This is a genomic window from Methylobacterium sp. R2-1 (assembly GCF_014191355.1).
GTDB lineage: Bacteria > Pseudomonadota > Alphaproteobacteria > Rhizobiales > Beijerinckiaceae > Methylobacterium.
In genome coordinates this window covers 279,833-299,937 of record NZ_JACHWM010000002.1, presented here as the reverse complement: position 1 = coordinate 299,937, position 20,105 = coordinate 279,833, and the positions used below count along the sequence as shown (strand labels likewise).

Here is a 20,105-nt window from a genome sequence, read left to right as displayed (position 1 = left end):
CGACTCGTCAATCGGGCGCTCGGCCGTCGCTCCGTTAAGTCGGCCTTGATGGCTTCGGGGGCATCTCGCCGCCATGAACGCGCCGAGGCTTCTCATTGCTCAGTTCGTTGCTCAGTCTATGGCCCTGTTCCTGGTCTTGTCGGTGATCGGCGGCAGCCTGGGCACCGCAAGGGCCGGCACAGGCGATCTCGAAATCCTCGAAGAGGCTTGGTACGGCTGTGTGCGGGACGCCTATGCCCGGCAGCGGCCGGGACAGAGCCGGGCCGGCATGCAACGCAACGTTCTCGACGAGTGCCGGGAGCAGGAGGACCGGCTGGTGGCCGCCACGATGCGCGAACATGCCCGCGAGGATGAGGCCGCGCGAAGGGCCGGCCTCCCCCTGACCGTTCGGGCAGGGGCCGGAACTTGGGCCTGGGCAGCGTCGGTCGCGGCTTACGTCGTCGACCCGGTGACCTCGTGGTTGCAGGGGTGGCGCGCCGCCGCCCGCTGAGGCCGGCGCCGACCGGACCGGCCTGAGACCGGCCGCCGTTCAGAAGCGGTAGCCGATGCCTGCGCCGACGATCAGCATGTCGAGCCTCACGGTCGCGCTGCCGGGGCCGATCCGGGAGACCTGCGGCGGCAGGAAGATCTTCTTGATCTCCATGTTGGCGTACCAGTCGCCGACGAGGTGGTAGTCGAAACCGGCCTGGAGCATCGGTCCCAGCTGCGGGTCGGCCTTCATCGTGGTGACGAGCGGCTTCGCCGGCTCGTAGGCGATCGGACGCGTGTAGCCGGCGCCTGCGCCGAGATACGGATTGAAGGCGTTGTCGGGCAGGAAATGGAACTGGACCGCGCCGGTCATGGAGAGGCTCCAAGTCGAGCCGATCGGCAGGTCGCTGATGAATGACCCGCGGATGGAGGTCCGGGTCGATACGACGCCGATCTGGCCCGCCACCGCGACGTGATCGGACGGGAAATACGTCACGTCGAGGTCCGGCAGGGGACGCGCCGGGGTGATGACACGCCCGCCGATCGGCTCGACCCGCGAGTACTGGCCGACCGGGATGGCGCCGATGACCCGTCCGCGAACGAGGAGGCTCCCGGCGGTCAGTCCGCCCGGGGACGCCGTGTCCGCGGCCGGTTCGGCCGCCTGACCGGGAACGGAGACCCCGAACAGGCAGAGCGCGGCCGCGAGATGACGGCCCCATCGCGCCGCCATCGACGCCGGCTCCGAAGTCTCGTCCGCACCCATTCCTCGCGGCGGCTGCTTGCGCCGGAGCGGCATCCGCCCCGGCGACGTGCGCTCGGGACGAGGCACTCGCCCGGAGAAGGGGAGAGACAGGGCGATACGGTCGAACATGGCTCGTGTTTTTCGAAGACCCGTGAGCGTTTGTTTCAGGCCATCCCGGATCGCTGCTGCCCGACGATCTGGACGGCGTCCATGGCTTCGCGAAGCCCGGAGGGCGGCTCCGCTCGGGCGGCTCCGCTCGGGCGGCTCCGGTGTCCGGCCGAAGCGGGGCGGCAGGCTGTTCCAGGCACACGCGATTGCGGCCGTCCCTCTTGGCGGCGTAGAGGGCCGCGTCTGCCCGGGACAGGGCGGGCTCGATCCGCTCCTCGCCAGCCGCCACGATCGAGACCCCGATGCTCGCGGTCACGGTCACAGCCGCTCCGTTCACGGTGAAGGGCTGCCCCGCCGCCATCCCTCGCAGCCGCTCGGCGATGGCGATGGCGGTGGTGGCGTCGGCTTGGTCGAGCACGACCAGGAACTCCTCGCCGCCCCAACGCGCAATGAGGTCGTCCTTCCGCATCACGCTGCGGAACCGCTCTGCGAAGTCGATCAGAACCGCGTCGCCGCTATCGTGGCCGTAGGTGTCGTTGATCGACTTGAAGTGGTCGATGTCGGCGAGCAAAATCGCGCAGCGCGGCGGGGACGGTGTGCGGCCGGCCCGTCGGCTCATCGCCGCGAACAGCCCGCGCCGATTCGCCAGCCCGGTGAGCGGATCGGTCTCGGCCAAGCGGCTGAGCTTCAGGTGCGCGCGCTCGCTCACCATGGCCAGATAGCCGACCTGAATGAAGACACCGCACCAGAGGTCGAACAGCAGCGAGAAGATACCGCTCTCGGGCGAAGCGAGGCGCTCACTCGCGAATTGGACCACGCCGATCGACAGGAGGAAGACGCAGAAGTAACCGCTGAAGCCCAAGAGAACGATGTATTGCGTCCAGAGGCGCATCGAGGCGGGCGTTCTCAGGATTTCCATGATGCACAAGGCCGTGCTCAGCGCGATGCCGCCGAACACCGTGGTCAGGCTCCATGACATCGTCGCCCCGGCCTGCAGCAGGACGCCGTAAGGCAGGCCGGAGGCGAGGGCGAGCACGAGGGTCTGCGGAATGCGGGGCGGCCGCTCGTAGAAGTGGCGCAGGCCCGCCCAGGACAGGGCGAGACTCGCGCCGTACAGGATGTAGACGGCGCTTCCCTTGACGCCATTGAGCGGGACGCTCGGTGGATCTCCCAGCATCAGAATCGAGGCCACCAGCGAGCAGCACAGCGCGCCAGCCCAGACACCGAAGTAGACCTCGCGCGGATGCCGCAGCAGGGTGACGAAGAACACGAGGACGAAGGCGAGCCGACTGCTGATGCTGGCGACTTGAAGCGTGTTGAAGTCGAGCATGGCCGTTCAGCTCCTCTGCGGAGGGCCCGCATGTCGGGGTGGTCCGGCGCAGGAGCGGGTGGCCGGTTCGGCGAGAGGCACGTCAGGAAAGGGGTTCGGAGCCGATGCTGCCGGGCGTCCGAGCGAGGTCGGCTGAGCGGCGCGGCCCATCACGGGGCCGCGTGTCTCGAGGATCGCGGTTGCCGCCCGACATTGCCCCGTCGCTGCCTGTGAGCCTCCTCCCGGAGGAGCGACACGACGGCCTCGTTCGCGAGGGGCTGGCTGAACAGGAAGCCCTGCAGCTCCGCGGAACCGATGTCGCGAAGCGTCCGGGCCTCGTCCTCGGTCTCGATTCCCTCGGCGGTCACCGCCATCCCGAAATGATGCGCGATGTCGTGCATCGTCGTGATCAGGAATCGGCTCTCCCGTCCCTTGCCCAGAGCCTTGATGAACGAGCGGTCGATCTTGATCCGGTCGAAGGCGAAGCGCTGCAGGTACCCGAGCGACGAGAAGCCGGTTCCGAAATCGTCGAGGGCGACGCTGACGCCGAGCGCCCGGATGCCCATGATGTGATCGAGCGCGACGGCGGCGTCCCCCATCAGCACGCTCTCGGTCAGCTCCAGTTCAAGGCGGCCGGCCGCCAGTCCACTCGCGCGCAGGGCGGCGGCGACCCTGGTCGCGAAGCCCGGCTCCTGCATCTGAACCGGCGAGACGTTCACGGAGACCCGGCAGATGGCCGGCCAGGCCGCCGCTTGCCGGCAGGCGGTGTCGAGAACCCACGCCCCGATCGGGACGATATCCCCCGTCCTCTCGGCCAGGGGCACGAAGAAAGCGGGTGAGATTGGACCCAGGGACGGGTGGTTCCAGCGCAGCAACGCTTCGCAGCCCGTGATCGCCCCCGTCGCCGCCGATAGGATGGGCTGGTAGACGAGCGAGAGCTCTCCCTGGGACAGGGCCGCCTGAAGATCCGCGGTCTGCAGATCCTCGGTGCAAGGCCGGACGGGCCGGGTGTCCGTGACGACGCCCTCGGTCGAAGGCTTCGAGCCGGGATTCTGCGGGGCCCGACCGAGGACGGCCGAGCGCGCGATCCGATCGGTGCTCTGCCGGTCCTCTGCAGGATACAGGCTGTGCTGCGGGACGACCGGCTCACTTCTCATGGAAGGAGCTTCGTGTGGGGTGCTGTACGCATCGTGTTCCGGGGCCGCCCGCCTTAATCCCAAGCCGTGGCTATCGGACATTCAAGCCAACAAAGGTTAATCGGCGGCACCTAAGGAAAGGTTATCGTATGTTTATTGTTACTCTGCGGTCTCGATGGTCGTTCGAGGAAGGCTTGGAGTATGGAGGCGGGAGAGGGAGCGTCTCCGCTGAGGAGAAGGGGCAGATGGATGGCCCCCTTCGCGGCTCGCGTCAGGCGACTTTTCTGCGCATCGGGAGAAGGCGCGTCGCCGCTTTCCACGCCGGCGCCAGGACTTTGCCGGCGATCGGAATCAGCGCGAAGCCCGCGATCAGCCCGATCACGCCCGCACCGGCCGCGGTGACGAGCCACTCGACCGCTCCGCCGATCGCCGGCACGGCCGTGCTCGCCGCCACCGCGGCCTCGTGGATCAGGTGCTCGGGGCCGGCGAAGCCGTAGCCCGCGAGGCTGTGGACGATGATGCCGCCGCCGACCCACACCATGGCCGCCGTGCCGAGAACGGCGAGCGCCTTCAGGAAGATGGGCATGCCGCGCACCAGCCCGCGGCCGAGCGCGGCCAGGACGCCGCTGCCCCGTCGGGCCAGCGCCAGACCGATATCGTCGGCCTTCACGATCAGCGCGACGGCGCCGTAGACCGCGACCGTGATGCCGATCGCGACGAGCGCCATCACCACGGCCCGCGACCAGACCGTCCCGTCGCTCAAGCCCGACAGGGTGATGGCCATGATCTCGGCCGACAGGATGAAGTCGGTCTTGATCGCGCCGGAGACCCGCTGGTTCTCCAGCACCTGGGCATTCGGTGCGGCGGCCTTCGCCTCGTCCTCGTGCGCATGCGCCGCGTGCGGCACGATCATCTCGTAGACTTTCTCGGCCCCCTCGTAGGCGAGATACAGGCCGCCGAGCAGCAGGAGCGGCGTGATGGCCCAGGGCGCGAACGCGCCGAGCAGCAGCGCGGCGGGCAGCAGGAACACCAGCTTGTTGATCAGCGAGCCCCGGGCGATGCGCCAGACGATCGGCAATTCGCGGTCGGGCGAGAAGCCGACGACGTAGCGGGGCGTGACCGCCGCATCGTCGATCACGACGCCGGCCGCCTTGGTCCCGGCCTTGGCCGCCTGGGCCGCCACGTCGTCCAGCGAGGCGGCCGCGACCTTCGTCAGGGCGACCACGTCATCCAAGAGGGCTAACAGTCCGACGCTCACGATCGCCTCATCCATTCCACGCTCGCCGAGCATATGGCGCAGCGTGGCGGTTGGGCGAGGACGGGTTTTCCGAGGCGGAACCGGACCGATGGATCGCCGGCATGCCGAGAGGGGTCTCCGGCACCGCTGGATGTGATGGATCGCGCTTAAAAAACCGCGCGCCGTTCCGGGTCCGGGACGGCGCACGAGGGGGTCGGTCGGCTCCGGTCAGGTGCGCGGCAGGCTGTGCAGCGCCTTCAGGAAGACATCGACCTCCGCCCGCGTGTTGTAGAAGGCGAGCGAGGCGCGGACCGACTGATCGACGCCGAAGCGGCGCAGGGCCGGCAGGGCGCAGTGGTGCCCCGAGCGCACGGCGATGCCGTACCCGTCGAGATGGTGGGCCACCGCCTCGTTCTCCTGCCCCTCGATCGTGAAGGACATCACGCTCGCCTTCTCCCGCGCCGTGCCGATCAGGCGCAGGCCCTTCACCTCGGCCAAGCCGCCTTGCGCGTAGTCCAAGAGGTCGTGCTCGTAGGCCGCGATGGCGGGAAGCCCGATGCTCTCCAGATAGCCGAGCGCCGCGCCCAGGCCGACGGCCCCGGCGATGTCGGGCGTTCCGGCCTCGAACTTCTCCGGCGCGCCCTTGTAGGCGGTGCGCGTGAAGGTGACGTCCTCGATCATGTGGCCACCGCCCTGCCAGGGCGGCATCGTCTCCAGCAGCGCGGTCTTCCCGTAGAGGGCGCCGATGCCGGTCGGGCCGAACACCTTGTGCCCGGAGAAGACCAGGAAGTCGGCGTCGAGCGACTGCACGTCGAGCGGCATGTGCGGCGAGGATTGCGCCGCATCGACCAGCACCGGCACGCCGTAGGCGTGGGCCAGCGCGATGATCTCGCGGATCGGGTTCACCGTGCCGAGCGCGTTGGCGACATGCGTCACCGAGACGATCTTCGTGCGGCCCGACAGCAGCGCCGCGTACTGCTCGAAGATGATCTCGCCGCGGTCGTTGACCGGGATGACCCGGATCGTCGCCCCGGTCGCCTGCGCCAGCAATTGCCAGGGGACGATGTTGGCGTGGTGCTCGATCGTCGAGAGGATGATCTCGTCGCCGGGCCCGATATGGGGCCGCCCGTAGGAGTTGGCGACGAGGTTGATCGCCTCCGTGGTGCCGCGCAGGAAGACGATGTCGTCCTTGCTCGGCGCATTGAGGAAGCGGCGCACCGCCTCGCGCCCGCCCTCGAACAGGTCGGTGGAGCGCGCCGCGAGCGTGTGCGCGGCCCGGTGGATGTTCGAGTTGTGGCGGCCGTAGAAGTCCGAGGTCGCGTCGATCACGGCCTGCGGCTTGTGCGTGGTCGCGGCGTTGTCGAGCCAGACCAGCGGATGCCCGTTCACGCTCTGGTGCAGCGCCGGGAAGTCGCGCCGCACGCTCTCGACGTCGAAGGGCGCCGCGACCGGGCTCGACCCGTGCGCGATCGCCCGCGGGGCGGAGCCCGGATGGCGGCTCGGTTCGACCCGCGGGGCGGCCGGCGCCTTGCGGGCGGGGCCGGGGCCGAGGTTCAGGAAGTAGTAGTCGGAGGCCGGAGCCTCGGGGGCCCGTGAGAGCCGGCCGGTTTGCGAAAAGCTTTTCTGCGCCTCGTCCACGCCGGCCCGCGACGGGTCGGCGGGAATGAGATGTGGCGCCAGAGCGTGCGCGAAGGCGTTGGCGCGCGGATGGTCCGCCGCGATCTGCCGGTGCAGCTCCGGGCCGCCGGGGAAGGCCCCCGCCAGGGCCGGCGCGCTCGGGAACGCGCCGCTCGGGAAGGCGAAGTCCGGCAGGGCCGTCCGCGGGCTCGCCGGATGGACCGGCGGGATCGTGGCGGTATCGAAGAAGGCCGGGCTCGCGGGGGCGAGGTTCGGCAGACTCGGACCGGAGAGACCGGCCAAGCCGACCGGCGGCGCACCGAAGGAGCGCGCCGCGAGCGCCGAGGCGTCCGGCTGGAGGCCGGAGGGCTGTCCCCCGGCCGGTGCCGAGGGGAGCCCGAGAGCGGCGCTCGGGAGCGGGGCGCCGCCCGGCCCCGGGGGCAGGCCCTCAAGCGCCTGCGGCACCTGCGGCCCGGCCGGCAGCGCCGGGGCGAAGGGCTGGCTCGCGGCCTGCCCCTGCCCGTAGATCTCGCGGGCGAGGCGCCCGACGAGATCCGCGTGAGCCAGCTCGCCGGGGTTCCCCGAGGGGAGGCCGAGGGCGGACAATCCCAAGGAACCGGCCTCAGGCGTAGTCATGGTAATTGCCGAGCAGCACGTTATCGAGGCGGGCGATCGCGTCCTCGACCAGCACGGCGGCCGAGAAGTAGCGGGTCACGAGATGCGAGGCGATGGAGTGGTCGTTGGTGCCCATGTAGCGCACCGACAGGCCGGGCTCGATCTCGCCGGTGACGCCCGACTTGTGCAGGCCGACCACGCCCTGTTCACCCTCGCCGACCCGCACCAGCAGGATCGAGGTGGTCTGGGCGCCGGTCACCGGGTCGATGTCGATCGGCAGCTTGTCGCTCGGCACCAGCGGCACGCCGCGCCAGGTGATGAAGGGCGCGCCGAACAGGTGCACCACGACCGGCGGGACGCCGCGGCGGGTGGCTTCCCGGCCGAAGGCCGCGATGGCGCGGGGGTGGGCGACGAAGAAGGCCGGCTTCTTCCACACCAGGGTCAGCAGCTCGTCGAGGTCGTCCGGGGTGGGCGGGCCGCCGCGGGTCGGGATGCGCTGGCGACCGGCGACCTCGTTGAGCAGGCCGAACTGCGAGTTGTTGAGCAGCTCCCACTCCTCGCGCTCCTTCACCGCATCGACGGTGAGGCGGATCTGCTCGCGGAGCTGGTCGATCTCGTTCGAGTAGAGGTCGGTGACACGGGTATGGGTGTTGAGGATCGTCTGGATCGTCGAGAGGTGGTACTCGCGCGGATCGACCTCGTAATCGACGAAGGTGGTGGGCAGGCGCGGCTCGCCGGCATGGACCGCCAGCAGCTCGATGCCCTGCTCGCCGTAGGAATTGGTGTGACCTTTCAGCCGGTCACGCTCCTCCTGGTGCTGGGCGATCCGGGCGCGGATCTCGTCGCTCTCGATCGCGGTGCGGTCGAGCGTCAGCAGGGTCACGGCCGAGAGAGCCTTCACCGCCGGGGCCGGGGCGGCCTCGCCGACGAGGTCGCCGTCGCCGAAATAGTCGCCGCGGGTCGCAAGCCCCTGGCGCAGCCGGCCCTTGTAGGGACCCGACAGCGTCAGCTCGACCGTGCCGTCGGCGACCACGACGAGGCTGCGGCCGGTCGAGCCCTCCTCGTGGATCACCTCGCCGGCCTTGTGCTTGCTCTCGGTGAACTTGGCCGCCAGCGCGGCGAGTTCGGCATCGCCGAGGCGGCTGAACAGCGGCACGGCGCGCAGCGAGCCCGGGCGCACGACGCGGCCCTTGTCTTCGCTCGCGAGGTCGAGGCGGCCGGGCTTGGCCAGCACCACCGCCCTGCGGTTGACGCGGTAGACGCCGCCCGGGACATCCACGAAGGGCAGGAGACGCAGCAGCCAGCGCGGCGTGTTGGCCACGTTCTGGACCGAGGTGACGGTTGCCGTCGCAAGATTGCGTGCCGCTGAAGCGCTGACGCTCAAACCCGGTCCGCTCATCGTCTGATTTCTCCGTCCGTCGTGTTCGGATGCTGGCTCGCGCGGCGTCCGGCCCGAGGCGGGCCGCGGCACAGGAGGGTGCAGCCGCGATGAAGTCGATCCGCGCAAAACCTCATCATCAGGTCGCACTGATCAATACCGACATGTAACAACACATGCCGGTGACAGTTCTTGTTTCAGGCGGTGTGGCTGTTCTAGTCTAGCTGCGCCGCGCCCAAGGGATAAGCGAGATGGGAAATTCAGGTCAACGAAACAATATTCTAAAATTTGTGCCTATCGGAGATGGGTTTGTTGCAATACCGAATTATGAAAGAATGTTCTACTAGTTATTCGGTGTTTCATAGAACAATGTTCTCTGCCAGATCAGCTTCACTGGCCGCGGTAGAGCGATCTTGCCGAATAGGATTTTTCCCTAAAGGCGGCTCAGAGTGCCTCACAAAACTCTCGGTCTCTGACCGTTCTCGGTCTGGCGATGACAGCGCGGCGGGAGGTTTGTGAGAGACACTCAGATTCCGTCGCCGAAGCCGAAGGACTGGTCCATGCTCAGCGCGGGCGCCTCGTTCGGGGCGAGGCGCGAAACCACCCGGGCCGGAACGCCGGCCACGGTGGTGTGCGGCGGAACCTCGTGCAGCACCACCGCGGCGGCGGCGACCTTCGCCCCCTCGCCCACGCGGATATTGCCGAGCACCTTGGCGCCGACGCTGAGCAGCACGCCGCGCGCGATCTTCGGATGGCGGTCGCCGCTCTCCTTGCCGTTCCCGCCGAGGGTGACCGATTGCAGGATCGAGACGTCGTCGGCGATCACCGTCGTCTCGCCGATCACCACGCCGGTGGCGTGATCGATGAACACGCCCGAGCCGATCCGGGCGGCGGGATGGATATCACAGCCGAAGACCTCGGAGATGCGGCTCTGCACGTGGAGGGCGAGCGTGGCCCGGCCCTGGTGCCAGAGCCAGTGCGCGACCCGGTAGGCTTCGAGCGCGGCGAACCCCTTGTAGAACAGGAACGGGTCGAGATAGCGCCGGCAGGTGGGGTCGCGCTCGCGGATGGCGATCAGGTCGCGCACCGCGTGCCCGCCGGCATCGGGGTCCGCCTCGAAGGCCGAGAGGCAGAGGTCGCGCATCGCCAGCCGCGAGAGATCGCCGTCGCCGAGGCGGTGAGCCAGACGATAGGCCAGGGCCTGGGCGAGGCTGCGCTGGTCGAGGACCGTCGCCTGGACGATCCCCGCATAGAGCGGCTCCTCGATCAGCGCCGCCTCGGCCTCGGCCCGGAGTTCCACCCAGACGTCGCCCTCGCGGGTGCTGCGGCTCGTGGTGCGCAAGGGCGGCGGGAAGGGCGGCGGGATCGCCGCGTGCGTGACCACCGGCGTGGCCGCCTGCGCCGTGATGTGCGCGGTCATGGGCTGGCCCCCCGGCCGATCAGTGAACGCGGCGGAACAGGTCGGGCAGGTAGCGCTGCAGGGTCTCGTGTCCGTCGAACTTCACGTCGATGGTGGCGATCCCCCGGCCCTGTCCGTGGATGCCGACGACCCGACCCCGCGCATGGCGCCAGATCCCGAGGGCTTCGGCGAGGTCGAGGCGCTCGAACACGACCTGATCGCCCGGCGTCACCGTCGCTGCAGCCATGGCATCGAACTCCCTCAAGCGGCCGTTTGGAACGGCCTGATTCCGGTTGTGCGGTTGCGCGTGGTTTCGGGTCCGAAAAAGGTCTTCCGAATGTCCCCGGCCGGCGGAGAAGATTTCAGTCGCGAGAGGGACAGACGGAAGCATGTTTTTCGCTAAGTCATTGTCTTAACTCGATAATTGGGGATCCGGCGCGGTTTTGCAAGCCTCGATCGGGGATCTCGATCGGGGATTTGGGCCGGCTGCCGCGGCGTGTCGGTGCCGTCACGGCGGCGCGGCCGGGGCAAGGCCGGCGAGGTGGCGAGACGAACATTCTCGCACGTCCCGCGCACGGAGATGATCCGTGCCGGAGCGGCGGGATTCCGGGCAGAAACTTCGACGGGCGCGCTGGCGGCGTCGCGCGTGCCGCGAGCCCCGCGGCGGGTTCGGCGCGCCGCGGATCGACCGCGGCCTTTTGCAGCGTCCCGCCGGCTACTTCGCGGTGGCGATGGTGACGCCGTCCCAATCCGCGGGCGGCGGCTCCCGGCGGAACGTCTCGGCGCGGGCCTCGTAGAGCGCATAGAGGCCGTCGATCCGCAGGTCCTGCGCCAGCGCGCGGCAGGCTTGCGCGGCCGCGCCGGTCTCCTCCCAGTGCCGGGCCCGGTAGGCCGCGATCATCGCGGCGTGCCGGGCCGCGAGCTGCCGGAACGGCTCGGACATTCGAAACATCTCGTCGCCGACGAGGGTGAAGACGGTCTCGGGCTCGCTCTTGCCCTTCACCCGAACGAGGTCGAGTTCGAGCACCGGGTAGCGGTCGCGGATGGCCTCCGCCGTCGCCGCGCCGAGGACGATCTTCACCCCGTAGAGCTTCGATTGGCCTTCGAGGCGGGAGGCGACGTTCACGGGGTCGCCCAGCACCGAGTAGTCGAAGCGCAGGTCGGAGCCGATGTTGCCGACGACGCAGGCCCCGGTGTTGATGCCGATGCCGACCTCCAGCGGCAGCACCGGGTGCCCGCCCGCTTCCGCCTCGCGCCGACGCGCGGCGTTCAGGGCATCCATCCGCGCCAGCATGTCGAGGGCGGCCGCCGCAGCATGGGCCTCGTGGTCGTCGTCGCGCAGCGGCGCGTTCCAGAACGCCATGATCGCATCGCCCATGTATTTGTCGATCGTCCCCTGCCGGTCGAGGATGGCGTGGGTGAGCGGCGTGAGGAAGCGGTTCATCAGGGCCGTGAGCCCGGCCGGATCGGTCTTGTAGAACTCCGCGATCGCGGTGAAGCCGCGAACGTCCGAGAACATGATCGTCAGACGCCGCTCCTCGCCGCCGAGCCGCAGCGGCTCGGGCGAGAGCGCGAGCTGCTCCACGAGGGTTGGCGACAGGTAGCGGCCGAAGGCGGTGCGGATCCGTTTGCGCCCGGCCTGCTCGCGAAAGTAGTTGGTGAAGACGAGGGTGAGGTAGACGAGGAAGGTCGTCAGCAGTGGGAAGGTGGCATCGAACAGGATGCCATTCGCGGAGAACCGGTACCACGACAGGAACACGAGCTGCCCCGCGACGAGGCCGCCGAACAGCAGCAGGCCGAGGGCGCCGAGGATCGGGGCGAACAGGATGATGGCGAGCGACACCGCTGCCGTCGCGCCGACCTCGATCAGGGTCGCCTCGTTCGGCACGGTGAGGGTGGCGCCGGTCAGCAGGTTTTCCAGGAGCTGCGCGTGGATCTCGACGCCCGGCATCGAGCGGTCCAGCGGCGTGGTGCGGTTGTCGAGCAGGCCGACGGAGGAGGTGCCGACGAGGACGATTTTTTCGCGCAGCCGATCGGGCGGCACCGTGCCGTTCAGGAGATCGCGGGCCGACACGTAGAGCCCCGGATCGTGCGGGCTGAAGCGCACCCAGATCTGCCCGTGCGGATCGGTCGGCACGGTGAGGTCGGGCAGGCGGATCGAGACGACGCCCGCCTCCTCGGTCCGGATCAGCAGGGTGTCGGCCCCGGTCGCCACCCGCAGGATGTCGAGCGCCAGGGTCGGCACCACGGTGCCGCCCGCCCGCAGCACCAGCGGCACCCGCCGCACCACGCCGTCCCGCTCGGGGCTGATGGTGAAGACGCCCCGCCCGGCGGCGGCCCGTTCCAGGACGGGCAGGTTGCGGATCAGGCCGGGAAAGCCGATGAGCGCCGCCTCCGGATCGAAATCCGTCCCCACCACGGCGGTGCCGGTCTGCGGCGGCGGCCCCTCCCCCGTCCAGGCGATGGGGGTGCTTGCGGCGGTCTGGCCCAGCACCACGGGCATGCGCCCGATCGCCTCGGCGAAGACACTGTCGCTGTCGGGCTGCGCCCGCAGGTCGGCGCGGGCCGCCTCACCGAGGTCGGGCAGGGTCTCGGCCAGGAGCGGCGGCGACAGGCGGTCCGGCTCGGAGAAGATGATGTCGAAGGCGACGATCGCCGCTCCGGCCTCTTGAAGCTTCTGGCAGATCGCGGCCAGCCGCGTGCGCGCCCACGGCCACTGGCCGAATTCCTTCAGGCTCGCCTCGTCGATATCGACGATGGCCACCGGGCGCTCGGCCGGCGGCACTCGCGGCGCGAGCACCTGCAGCGCGTCGAAGGTCCGGACGCGCAGGGCCTCGACCGCCGGAGGATCGGTGATCCGTAACAGCAGCAGCAGCACGAGCAGGCCGCCGGCCAGCAGGCGCCCCGGCCCGATGCGGCGGCCGATCCAGCCGAGGGCGCCCCGGCCTGCGGACAGGACGGGTATGATCGTCCTGCGCATCCGCGGCCCCATGCGCGGCCCTTTACGCCGCTTCTCGCGCGGAAAAAACGTCAGAACGCGTAGCGCACCGAGGCGCCGCCGTGGATGGTGTCGCCGACCGGCTGCGGCCCGAGCGTGCCGAGGATGAAGCCGTCGAGCGCGAGATCCTGCTGCAGTCGGTAGCTGATGCGTGCGCCGTATTCGGCCCAGGTCAGATCCTTGATCGGGGTCGTGAACGGCACGTCGGCCACCGTTCCGCGCAGGCCGCTCTTCAGGCCGAATCCGTGGGCGACGCCGAGATTGAGCTGTGCCTCGATCGCGGTGCCGAACAGGTGCGTGACTTGCCCGCCGACCTTGGCGATGTTGATGATGTCGGTGCCGCCGCGGCTCGCCAGGGCGTAGGGGTTCGGGGCGAGCAGGCCCTCGTTGTAGGCGCCGGCATATTGCCAGCCGCGGCTGTACTCGACGGCTGCCGCGACCTCGTCCTGCGGCGACAGGCGGGCGACGGCGCCGACCCGGCCGAAGACCGAGCCGCCGACGCTCGACACCTGCCCGATGCCCTGACCGGTCATGTTCCCGAAGGTGTAGCCCCGACTGTAGGTCGTGTTCTGGCTCGGCGCGAACAGGCCGCCGACATCCACGAACGGCCGCACTGAGCCGAGGCCCGCCGGATCGTAGCGCAGGAGGCCGGCGAAGATCGGCGCGCCGGAGACGCGGACCCGGCCGCTGTCGTAGCCGGTATAGGCGAAGCCGCCGATGACGATCAGCTCCTCGGTCAGCGCCTTACGGCCCTGCGCGCCGACGCTGTAGGAGCCGGCCATGCCGAAGCCGCTGAGGCAGTCGCCGCAACTGATCTGCTGGTTGAAGCCGGTGAGCACGCTGCCGAGGACGCGCTGCGTCACGAAGGCGCCGAAGCGGTCGCGCGCCAGGCCTTGCGCCGAGGCGATCGCGCTTGTCAGGTCCCGCCCCGGCTCGGTCGGGCCGCCGGGCTCCCCCTCGCCGAACTGGATGTAGGCGTTGTTGGCGTCGTAGCCGACCGTCGGCTGAAGGCCCCGCACCGGCGCGGTGAAGTTGACGGTGGTGAATTGGCCCGTGAGCCCCGCGCTTGCCACCAGGATCGGCAGCCGCACCGGGGTGGTGTAGGCCAGCGTCGACGGCGTGATCTGCAGGATGCCCCCGGAGGCGATCGTCGCGGTGGACGGCGTGACCAGCCGGCTCGCCGCGGTCAGCGACAGCGTCGTCGCCAGGGTGGAGCCTGATGCAAGCACCACCGGTCCTTCCGCCGTCAGCGTGCCGGTGAGGTTGGCCGCGTTGCCGGGCGCCACGAAGCCGCCGGACTGGACCGTGAGCGCGCCGATCCGTCCGGTTCCGGTCAGGCCCGCACCCGGCCCGACCATCAGGGCCGACGCTCCCGAGAGCGCCCCGTCGACCTGGAGGATGCCGGCCGTGACCGCGGTGCCGCCGGCGTAAGTCCCGGTGCCAGACACCACCAGCGTGCCGAGGCCGGCCTTCTCCAGGCTGCCGGGTCCGGAGATCGGGCCCGACAGGGCGATCGCTCCCGGACCGGAATCGATCGTGGCGACGGCGGGGCTGGTGAGGCGGATGGCGTTCTCGACCGTGTAGCCGCTGCCGAGGAACGCCAGACGGGTGCCGGAATCCAGGGCGATGGCGCCGCTGCCGGCCGAGCCCGGCCCACCGAGCGCCAGCGTGCCGCCCACCACCGTGGTCCCGCCGCGATAGGTGCTGGCCCCTGTCAGCGTCAGCGTGCCGGCCCCGACCTTTGCCAGGGACAGCGCGCCGCCGCCCGCACCGTCCTGCAGCACGGTCCCGGTCGTGCTGCCGGACCCCAGCGTCAGCGTCGCCGCCGTGGCGGCGGCGTTCTGGATCACCCCGCCCTGTCCCGTCAGCGTATCGACGCCGAGAGCGTTGCCCGCCAGGCTCACGCTGCCGGCATTGGTCAGGGCGGTGAGGTCCGCCAGGGCCCCGGTCAGGGTGAAGCTTGCCCCGGCGAGGTTCGTCACCGGACCCGAGATCCGGCCCTGAGCCGTCACCGCGGCACTGTTCGCCAGCGCGCCGGTGACGAGGCTGCCCGGACCGAGCGCGAGGCTGCCGCCGGTGATCGTCACCGCACCGTTCAGCGTGCCGGTGCTGGTCACCGTGCCCGCCGTGCTCGTCAGCGCTCCCGCCGTGCCGCGGTTGACGAAGCTGCCGCTGTTGGTGACCGGTCCGGCGATGGTGCCGTCGTTGCCGGCGGAGCCGGCATTGGTGAGGCCGCCGCCCACCGTGCCCGCATTGGCGAAGCTGCCCCCGGCCTGCGTCGTCACCGGGGAGGCCAGCGCGCCGCCGGCCGCGAGGGCCAGCGTTCCGGCCTCGATCGTCGTCGTGCCGGTATAGCTGCCGGCGCCCGACAGGGTCAGCGTGCCGGACCCGAGCTTGCGCAGGCCGATCCCCGCCGTCTGTCCAGTCAGTGTGTTGGCGATGGTGGCGGAAACGCCCGCATCGACGGTGACGAAGCTCTGGCCCGCCGTGATGAAGGGGTCGCCGGTCAGGTTGAGCGTGCCTGTGCCGCCGAGCCGATAGCCGTCTGCGGTGAATTGCAGGCCCTGGACGTTCTGCGTGCCGGTCACCGTCACCGTGCCGGCGCTGCCGCCGAAGAGGCCGACGCCGGAGCGCCAGATGTCGTTGATCTGCCCGCCGGGCAGGCGGGTCCAGTTGGTGCCGCCCGCGCTCCAGGTGCCGGTGCCGCCCTGGCCGCCGGCCGCGACGCCGGTGGTGTCGGTGCCGTCCCAGAGCTGCACCGACTGGTTGCCGTTGGTGAGCAGCACGTTCACCTGGCTCGGGATGTCGGTGTAGACGAGCGCGCTGGTGCCGGCGCTCGGCGTCGTGACGCCGTCGAAGGTGCCCGAGACCGTGCCGCCGTAGTTGAACAGCCGGTAGGCACCCGAGACCGGTGCAGCCGTGGCACCGGCCGCCGAGACGAGGCTGAGCGTGCCGCCGAGCCCGAGATTGCCGCCGACATTGATGAGGTCGTTGCTCGCTCCGCCGACGACGCCCGGCGCGCCGAATTCGAACAGCGAGGTCGAGCCGGGATTGAGGGTGTAGTTGCCGGCGACCGTCAGCGTGCCCGGCGAATTGCCGGCCGAGACGGTGCCGCCGTTGACGGCGACCGAGCCGGCGATGGTGCCCGACCCGTGCAGCGTGCCGCCGGTGTTGACGTTGACGCTTGCCGTGTTGCCGGCGGTGTCGCCGAAGGTGCCGTTGATCGCCAGCGTGCCGGCATTGATGGTGGCGGTGCCGGTGAACGGGGCCGCCGGGCCATTGCTGCCGGTGAGCGTCGTGACGCCCGCGCCCGACTGGTTCAGGGTTCCGGAGCCGGAAATGACGCCGGCGAAATCCAGCCGGTCCGAGCGGTTGAAGGTCAGCGTGCCGTTGGCCACGACATCGCCGGGAATCGCGCCGGCCGTGCCGCCGTCGCCGAGTTGCAGGGTGGCGCCGGGATTCACCCGTGTGCCCCCGCCGTAGCCGTTGGCCCCGGTCAGGATGACGCGGCCGGCCCCGCCCACGGTGAGCCCGCCGGGGCCGCCGACCACGCCGGTCAGGGTGAGGCTCGCGCTTGCGTCCGGCGCTAGCGTGCCGCCCGAGGCGCCGAGCGTCAGCGCGCGGCCCGTGGTGAAGCTCGTGCCGGTGGCCAGCGTGCCGCCGCCGAAGCTCAGGCCGCCCGTCGCCGCGCCGAGGCTGGCATCGCTCGGTACGAGGATCGTGCCGCCGTTCAGCGCCGTGCCGCCCGTATAGGTATTGGTCCCCGACAGCGTCAGCGTGCCGGCCCCGACCTTGGTCAGGCCGCCCGCGCCGGAAACCGAGCCGGAGAAGGCCATCGCGCGTCCGTCGCCGCCCGTGGTGAGCGTGCCGGCCCCCAGCGCGACGCTGCCGGCGCCAGCGAGCGAGCCGATGGTCTGGCTGAGACCGGCGAGGTCGAGGGTCGCTCCCCCGGCTACGGTGAAGGCCGAAGCCTCCGCGAAGGCGTTGACGGCGCCCGCCCGCAGCATGCCGGCCGAGACGAGGGTTGCGCCGGTATAGCCGCTCGGGCCCGCGAGCGTCTGCGTGCCGCCCGCGAGCGTCAGCCCGCCGGTGCCGGTAATCGCGCCGGAGAAGATGCCGGCGGCGTTGGTGAGCGTCAGGCGGTTGGCGCCGAGGCTCACCATGCCGGCTTGGCCCGCGGCGGTATCGGACAGGCCGGCAATCGCGGTGCCGCCATTGGTCAGTCCCGTGATGTCGAGGCCGGCGCCGGTCGCCAGCCCCACGCCGCTCGACGGGGCGAGCGCGCCGGAGCCCACGAGCGCCAGGGTGCCGCCGCTCACCGTGGTGGCGCCGGTATAGGTATTGCTGCCCGTGAGCGTCAGCCGCCCGCCCGCGAGGGTGAGGCCGCCGCCGGCCGAGTCGAGGAGGCCGCCGGTATCGCGGATCGTGCCGGCGAAGGTGGTCGAACCCTCGGTGACGGTGAGCGTCTGCGTCCCCAGCGTGACGGTGCCGGTGCCCGACAGGGTGACGAGGCGCGCACCCGCACTCGTCTGCGACAGGTCGAGTTCGCCGGTGACACCGACCGCGCGTGAGGAGGCGATCGTGCCCGCACCCGCGAGCGCCAGCGTGCCGGCCGCGATCGTCGTCGTCCCGGTATAGCTGTTGGCGCCGGTCAGGGTCAGGGTGCCGGCCCCCGTCTTTGTCAGCCCGCCCGCGCCCGTGAGCGGCCCGCTCGCAACCATCGCGACGCCCGGATCTGTCTGGATCGCCCCGCCGGCCGCGCCCAAGGTGACCGTCCGCGCAGTTGAGAGGCCGGTGGTGGCCTGGAGCGTCCCACCGTTCAGCAGAACGCCGCCGGAGGGCGCCCCGAGACTGGCATCCGTGCTGATTGCCAGCGTCCCGCCCAAAATCTGCCAGGGGGTTACCGCCGGCGTCGTTCCAGTGAGCGTCCAAACTCCCGCATCGACCTTCTGGAACACGCCGAAATTCTGAAACTGCGTTCCGATCGCCGCGGCGGAGAAGGTTCCGTCGGTCGCACCGCCGAGGATGAGCCGGTCGGCGGCGCTGAAGGCGACGACGGCCCCTTCGATCTGCCCGGTCGAGGTCAGGGTGAGGCTGTTGAGCCCGCCGGTGAAGCTGATGGCCCGGCCCGTCTCCGCCGCGGCGGGGCCGGTGGCGCCGGCCCCGACCGCCATGAGGCCGGAATTGACGATGGCGAGACCGGCGCCGACGACGGCCGTTCCGCCCAAGCCTTCACCCAAGACACCGCTGGGGCCTCCCGCGGCGCCGCTCGCGCCGGTGGCCCCCGCACCGCCGGTGATCGTCCCGGCATTGATCAGGGTGCCACCGGTGGGGGCGAGCACGCCGATCCCGCCCGCGCCGCGGCCGGTCCCGCCCGTGCCACCCGCGATGCGGCCCGCGGCGGCGTTGGTGAGACGGGTCGCGCCGTCGAGCAGGAGACCGGTGCCGCCGATTCCGGCAACGCCCGTCGCGCCGGACGCGCCCGAGGCGCCGTCCGTGCCGAAGGCTCCGCCCGCGCCGCCGCGGCCGCCAGCGATGAGCCCGGAATTGGTGAAGTCGGTGCCGGCGATCTGCGCCCCGATCCCGCCCGCGCCGCCCTGGCCCCCGTCCCCACCGCGGCTTTCCAGGCTGAACCCCGGCAGGCCGCCGTCGCCGCCCCGTCCGCCGTCGCCGCCGAGAACGGTCCCGGCATTGCCGAGGGTGGTCCCGCCGCCGATCCGCAGCCCGGTCCCGCCCGTTCCGCCGATGCCGCCCGTGCCGCCGGACGCGTCGGGTGGGGCGGACGGCCCCTCGCCGCGGCCGCCGGCCGCCCCCCCCGTCCCACCGATGCCGCCCGCCCCGCCGGCCAGGAGGCCGGTGTTGCTGAAGCCCTCCGCGCCGGTGAGCTGCACGCCGGCCCCGCCGCGGCCGCCGGCACCCCCCGTTCCGCCGGTTCCGCCGATGGCGACCGGCGCCCCCGAAGGTCCCGTGATTTCGACGAAGCCGGGCGCGCCGACGGCACCGCCGCCGCCGATCCCGCCGGTGATGCTGCCGGCGTTGGACAGGCTCGCACCGGCCGGTCCGGAGAGACCGGCGCCGCCTTCGCCGGACACCCCGAGGATCGTGCGCGGAGCTTGGCCCGGAAATCCGAGGCTCCCGCCGATGCCGCCGGCCCCGCCCGTGATCGTGCCGCCCGCCGCATTGGTGAAGGGGCTGCGGCCGGACAGAAAGACGCCGATCCCGCCCGCGCCGCCGGCCCCCGCGGGTCCGCCATCGGCCCGCGCCGTGCCGCCACCGTTGCCGCCGTCGCCGCCCAGGATCGCTCCGGTATTGATGAAGGCGCCCGCTCCGGCGTTGCGCAGTCCGATGCCGCCCTCACCGCCACCGCCGCCCGCCTGCGCGTCGCCGCCCGCGCCGCCGGCCCCGCCCTGCAGGGTGCCGCCGCCCCGGTTGGTGCTCGTCCCCGCAGCACCCGTGACGATCGCCCCCTCGCCGCCGGCTCCGCCCCCGCCGCCGCCCTGGAAGCTGCCGGGCCGCGCGGTATCGTAGTGGGCCGCCCCGCCGCCCCGGCCGCCGGCGCCGCCGGTCAGCACGCCCGCATTGTCGATCTGCGCCTGGCCGGCGACGCCGTTGCCGCTCGCGCCGCCGCCGCCGCCGCCCGCGCCGCTCGTGGAGAAGCTCGGCGCGTCCTCGCCATCGCCGCCGTTCCGTGAACCGTTCGTGCCCCCAGCACCGCCCGCGCCACCTGGGCTCGCGACCAGCGGGCCGTCGCCATCCGGAAAGGCGTAGCCGCTTCCACCGGCCCCGCCGGCGAGACCCGGCCCGCCGCCATTGCCACCGCCGCCGGCCCCGGAATTGCCGAGAATGCCGTCGGGGTCGGCACTGCCCGCGGGCGCGTCGGCGCCGGGCCTGCCGTTGTCGAGCGTGTCGCCCGATGTCCGCCCACCGGTGCCTCCGCTGGCCGGCCATGCCGGTGCGCCCTGGAACAACAGGGCGAAGACGGCGCTCCCGACGAAGACGGTCGTAAGCAGCGCGTCGCGCTTATGCTGAGCCATGCCCCCAACCCCGTCCCGCGCTCGTGCCCCGAGGCCGCCGGCCCCACCGCACGCCGAACCGCCC

The 20,105-nt window shown here is 71.3% G+C and carries 10 protein-coding genes and 1 pseudogene; 1 reads left to right on the top strand and 10 read right to left on the bottom strand.

All coding sequences use genetic code 11. The features are described from left to right. Positions 1-73: 73 nt before the first annotated feature. The gene (locus FHU13_RS03990; protein WP_183434551.1) at positions 74-490 is read left to right on the top strand and encodes a hypothetical protein; all 417 of its coding nucleotides are present in this window, start codon (positions 74-76) and stop codon (positions 488-490) included. Between the two features lie 39 nt (positions 491-529). Here FHU13_RS03990 and FHU13_RS03985 read toward each other — a convergent pair whose 3' ends face one another. From FHU13_RS03985 to FHU13_RS03940, 10 genes and pseudogenes are all read right to left on the bottom strand, one after another. Beyond that, positions 530-1,198: an OmpW/AlkL family protein gene (locus FHU13_RS03985; RefSeq protein WP_246714465.1), complete on the bottom strand. Its 669-nt coding sequence runs from the start codon at positions 1,196-1,198 to the stop codon at positions 530-532. A gap of 373 nt (positions 1,199-1,571) precedes the next feature. After that, positions 1,572-2,030 (bottom strand): annotated as a pseudogene (locus FHU13_RS27505) (GGDEF domain-containing protein); the annotation flags it as partial. A 767-nt stretch (positions 2,031-2,797) separates the two neighbouring features. After that, complete coding sequence (locus FHU13_RS03975; RefSeq protein WP_183434549.1) at positions 2,798-3,784, bottom strand: bifunctional diguanylate cyclase/phosphodiesterase; 987 nt, start codon at positions 3,782-3,784, stop codon at positions 2,798-2,800. A 250-nt stretch (positions 3,785-4,034) separates the two neighbouring features. Further along, complete coding sequence (locus FHU13_RS03970) at positions 4,035-5,021, bottom strand: DUF808 domain-containing protein (RefSeq protein ID WP_183434717.1); 987 nt, start codon at positions 5,019-5,021, stop codon at positions 4,035-4,037. 207 nt (positions 5,022-5,228) lie between these two features. Continuing rightward, complete coding sequence (locus FHU13_RS03965) at positions 5,229-7,253, bottom strand: cysteine desulfurase (RefSeq protein WP_183434548.1); 2,025 nt, start codon at positions 7,251-7,253, stop codon at positions 5,229-5,231. Then, on the bottom strand, positions 7,240-8,631 hold the full coding sequence (locus FHU13_RS28175; protein ID WP_183434547.1) for a family 2B encapsulin nanocompartment shell protein: 1,392 nt from the start codon (positions 8,629-8,631) through the stop codon (positions 7,240-7,242). Before FHU13_RS28175 ends, FHU13_RS03965 begins: the two co-directional genes overlap by 14 nt. Positions 8,632-9,136: 505 nt before the next feature. After that, complete coding sequence (gene cysE, locus FHU13_RS03955) at positions 9,137-10,030, bottom strand: serine O-acetyltransferase (RefSeq protein WP_246714464.1); 894 nt, start codon at positions 10,028-10,030, stop codon at positions 9,137-9,139. A gap of 19 nt (positions 10,031-10,049) precedes the next feature. Then, positions 10,050-10,256: a hypothetical protein gene (locus FHU13_RS03950; RefSeq protein WP_183434546.1), complete on the bottom strand. Its 207-nt coding sequence runs from the start codon at positions 10,254-10,256 to the stop codon at positions 10,050-10,052. Positions 10,257-10,724: 468 nt separating this feature from the next. Beyond that, on the bottom strand, positions 10,725-12,989 hold the full coding sequence (locus FHU13_RS03945) for a CHASE2 domain-containing protein (RefSeq protein WP_183434545.1): 2,265 nt from the start codon (positions 12,987-12,989) through the stop codon (positions 10,725-10,727). 50 nt (positions 12,990-13,039) lie between these two features. After that, the gene (locus FHU13_RS03940) at positions 13,040-20,041 is read right to left on the bottom strand and encodes a beta strand repeat-containing protein (protein WP_183434544.1); all 7,002 of its coding nucleotides are present in this window, start codon (positions 20,039-20,041) and stop codon (positions 13,040-13,042) included. Positions 20,042-20,105 lie beyond the last annotated feature (64 nt).

Coding starts and splice junctions, on each gene's coding strand:
- FHU13_RS03990 (WP_183434551.1), top strand. CDS start 74: ATGAACGCGCCGAGGCTTCTCATTGCTCAGTTCGTTGCTCAGTCTATG.
- FHU13_RS03985 (WP_246714465.1), bottom strand. CDS start 1,198: ATGGCGGCGCGATGGGGCCGTCATCTCGCGGCCGCGCTCTGCCTGTTC.
- FHU13_RS03975 (WP_183434549.1), bottom strand. CDS start 3,784: ATGAGAAGTGAGCCGGTCGTCCCGCAGCACAGCCTGTATCCTGCAGAG.
- FHU13_RS03965 (WP_183434548.1), bottom strand. CDS start 7,253: ATGACTACGCCTGAGGCCGGTTCCTTGGGATTGTCCGCCCTCGGCCTC.
- FHU13_RS28175 (WP_183434547.1), bottom strand. CDS start 8,631: ATGAGCGGACCGGGTTTGAGCGTCAGCGCTTCAGCGGCACGCAATCTT.
- cysE (WP_246714464.1), bottom strand. CDS start 10,030: ATGACCGCGCACATCACGGCGCAGGCGGCCACGCCGGTGGTCACGCAC.
- FHU13_RS03950 (WP_183434546.1), bottom strand. CDS start 10,256: ATGGCTGCAGCGACGGTGACGCCGGGCGATCAGGTCGTGTTCGAGCGC.
- FHU13_RS03945 (WP_183434545.1), bottom strand. CDS start 12,989: ATGCGCAGGACGATCATACCCGTCCTGTCCGCAGGCCGGGGCGCCCTC.
- FHU13_RS03940 (WP_183434544.1), bottom strand. CDS start 20,041: ATGGCTCAGCATAAGCGCGACGCGCTGCTTACGACCGTCTTCGTCGGG.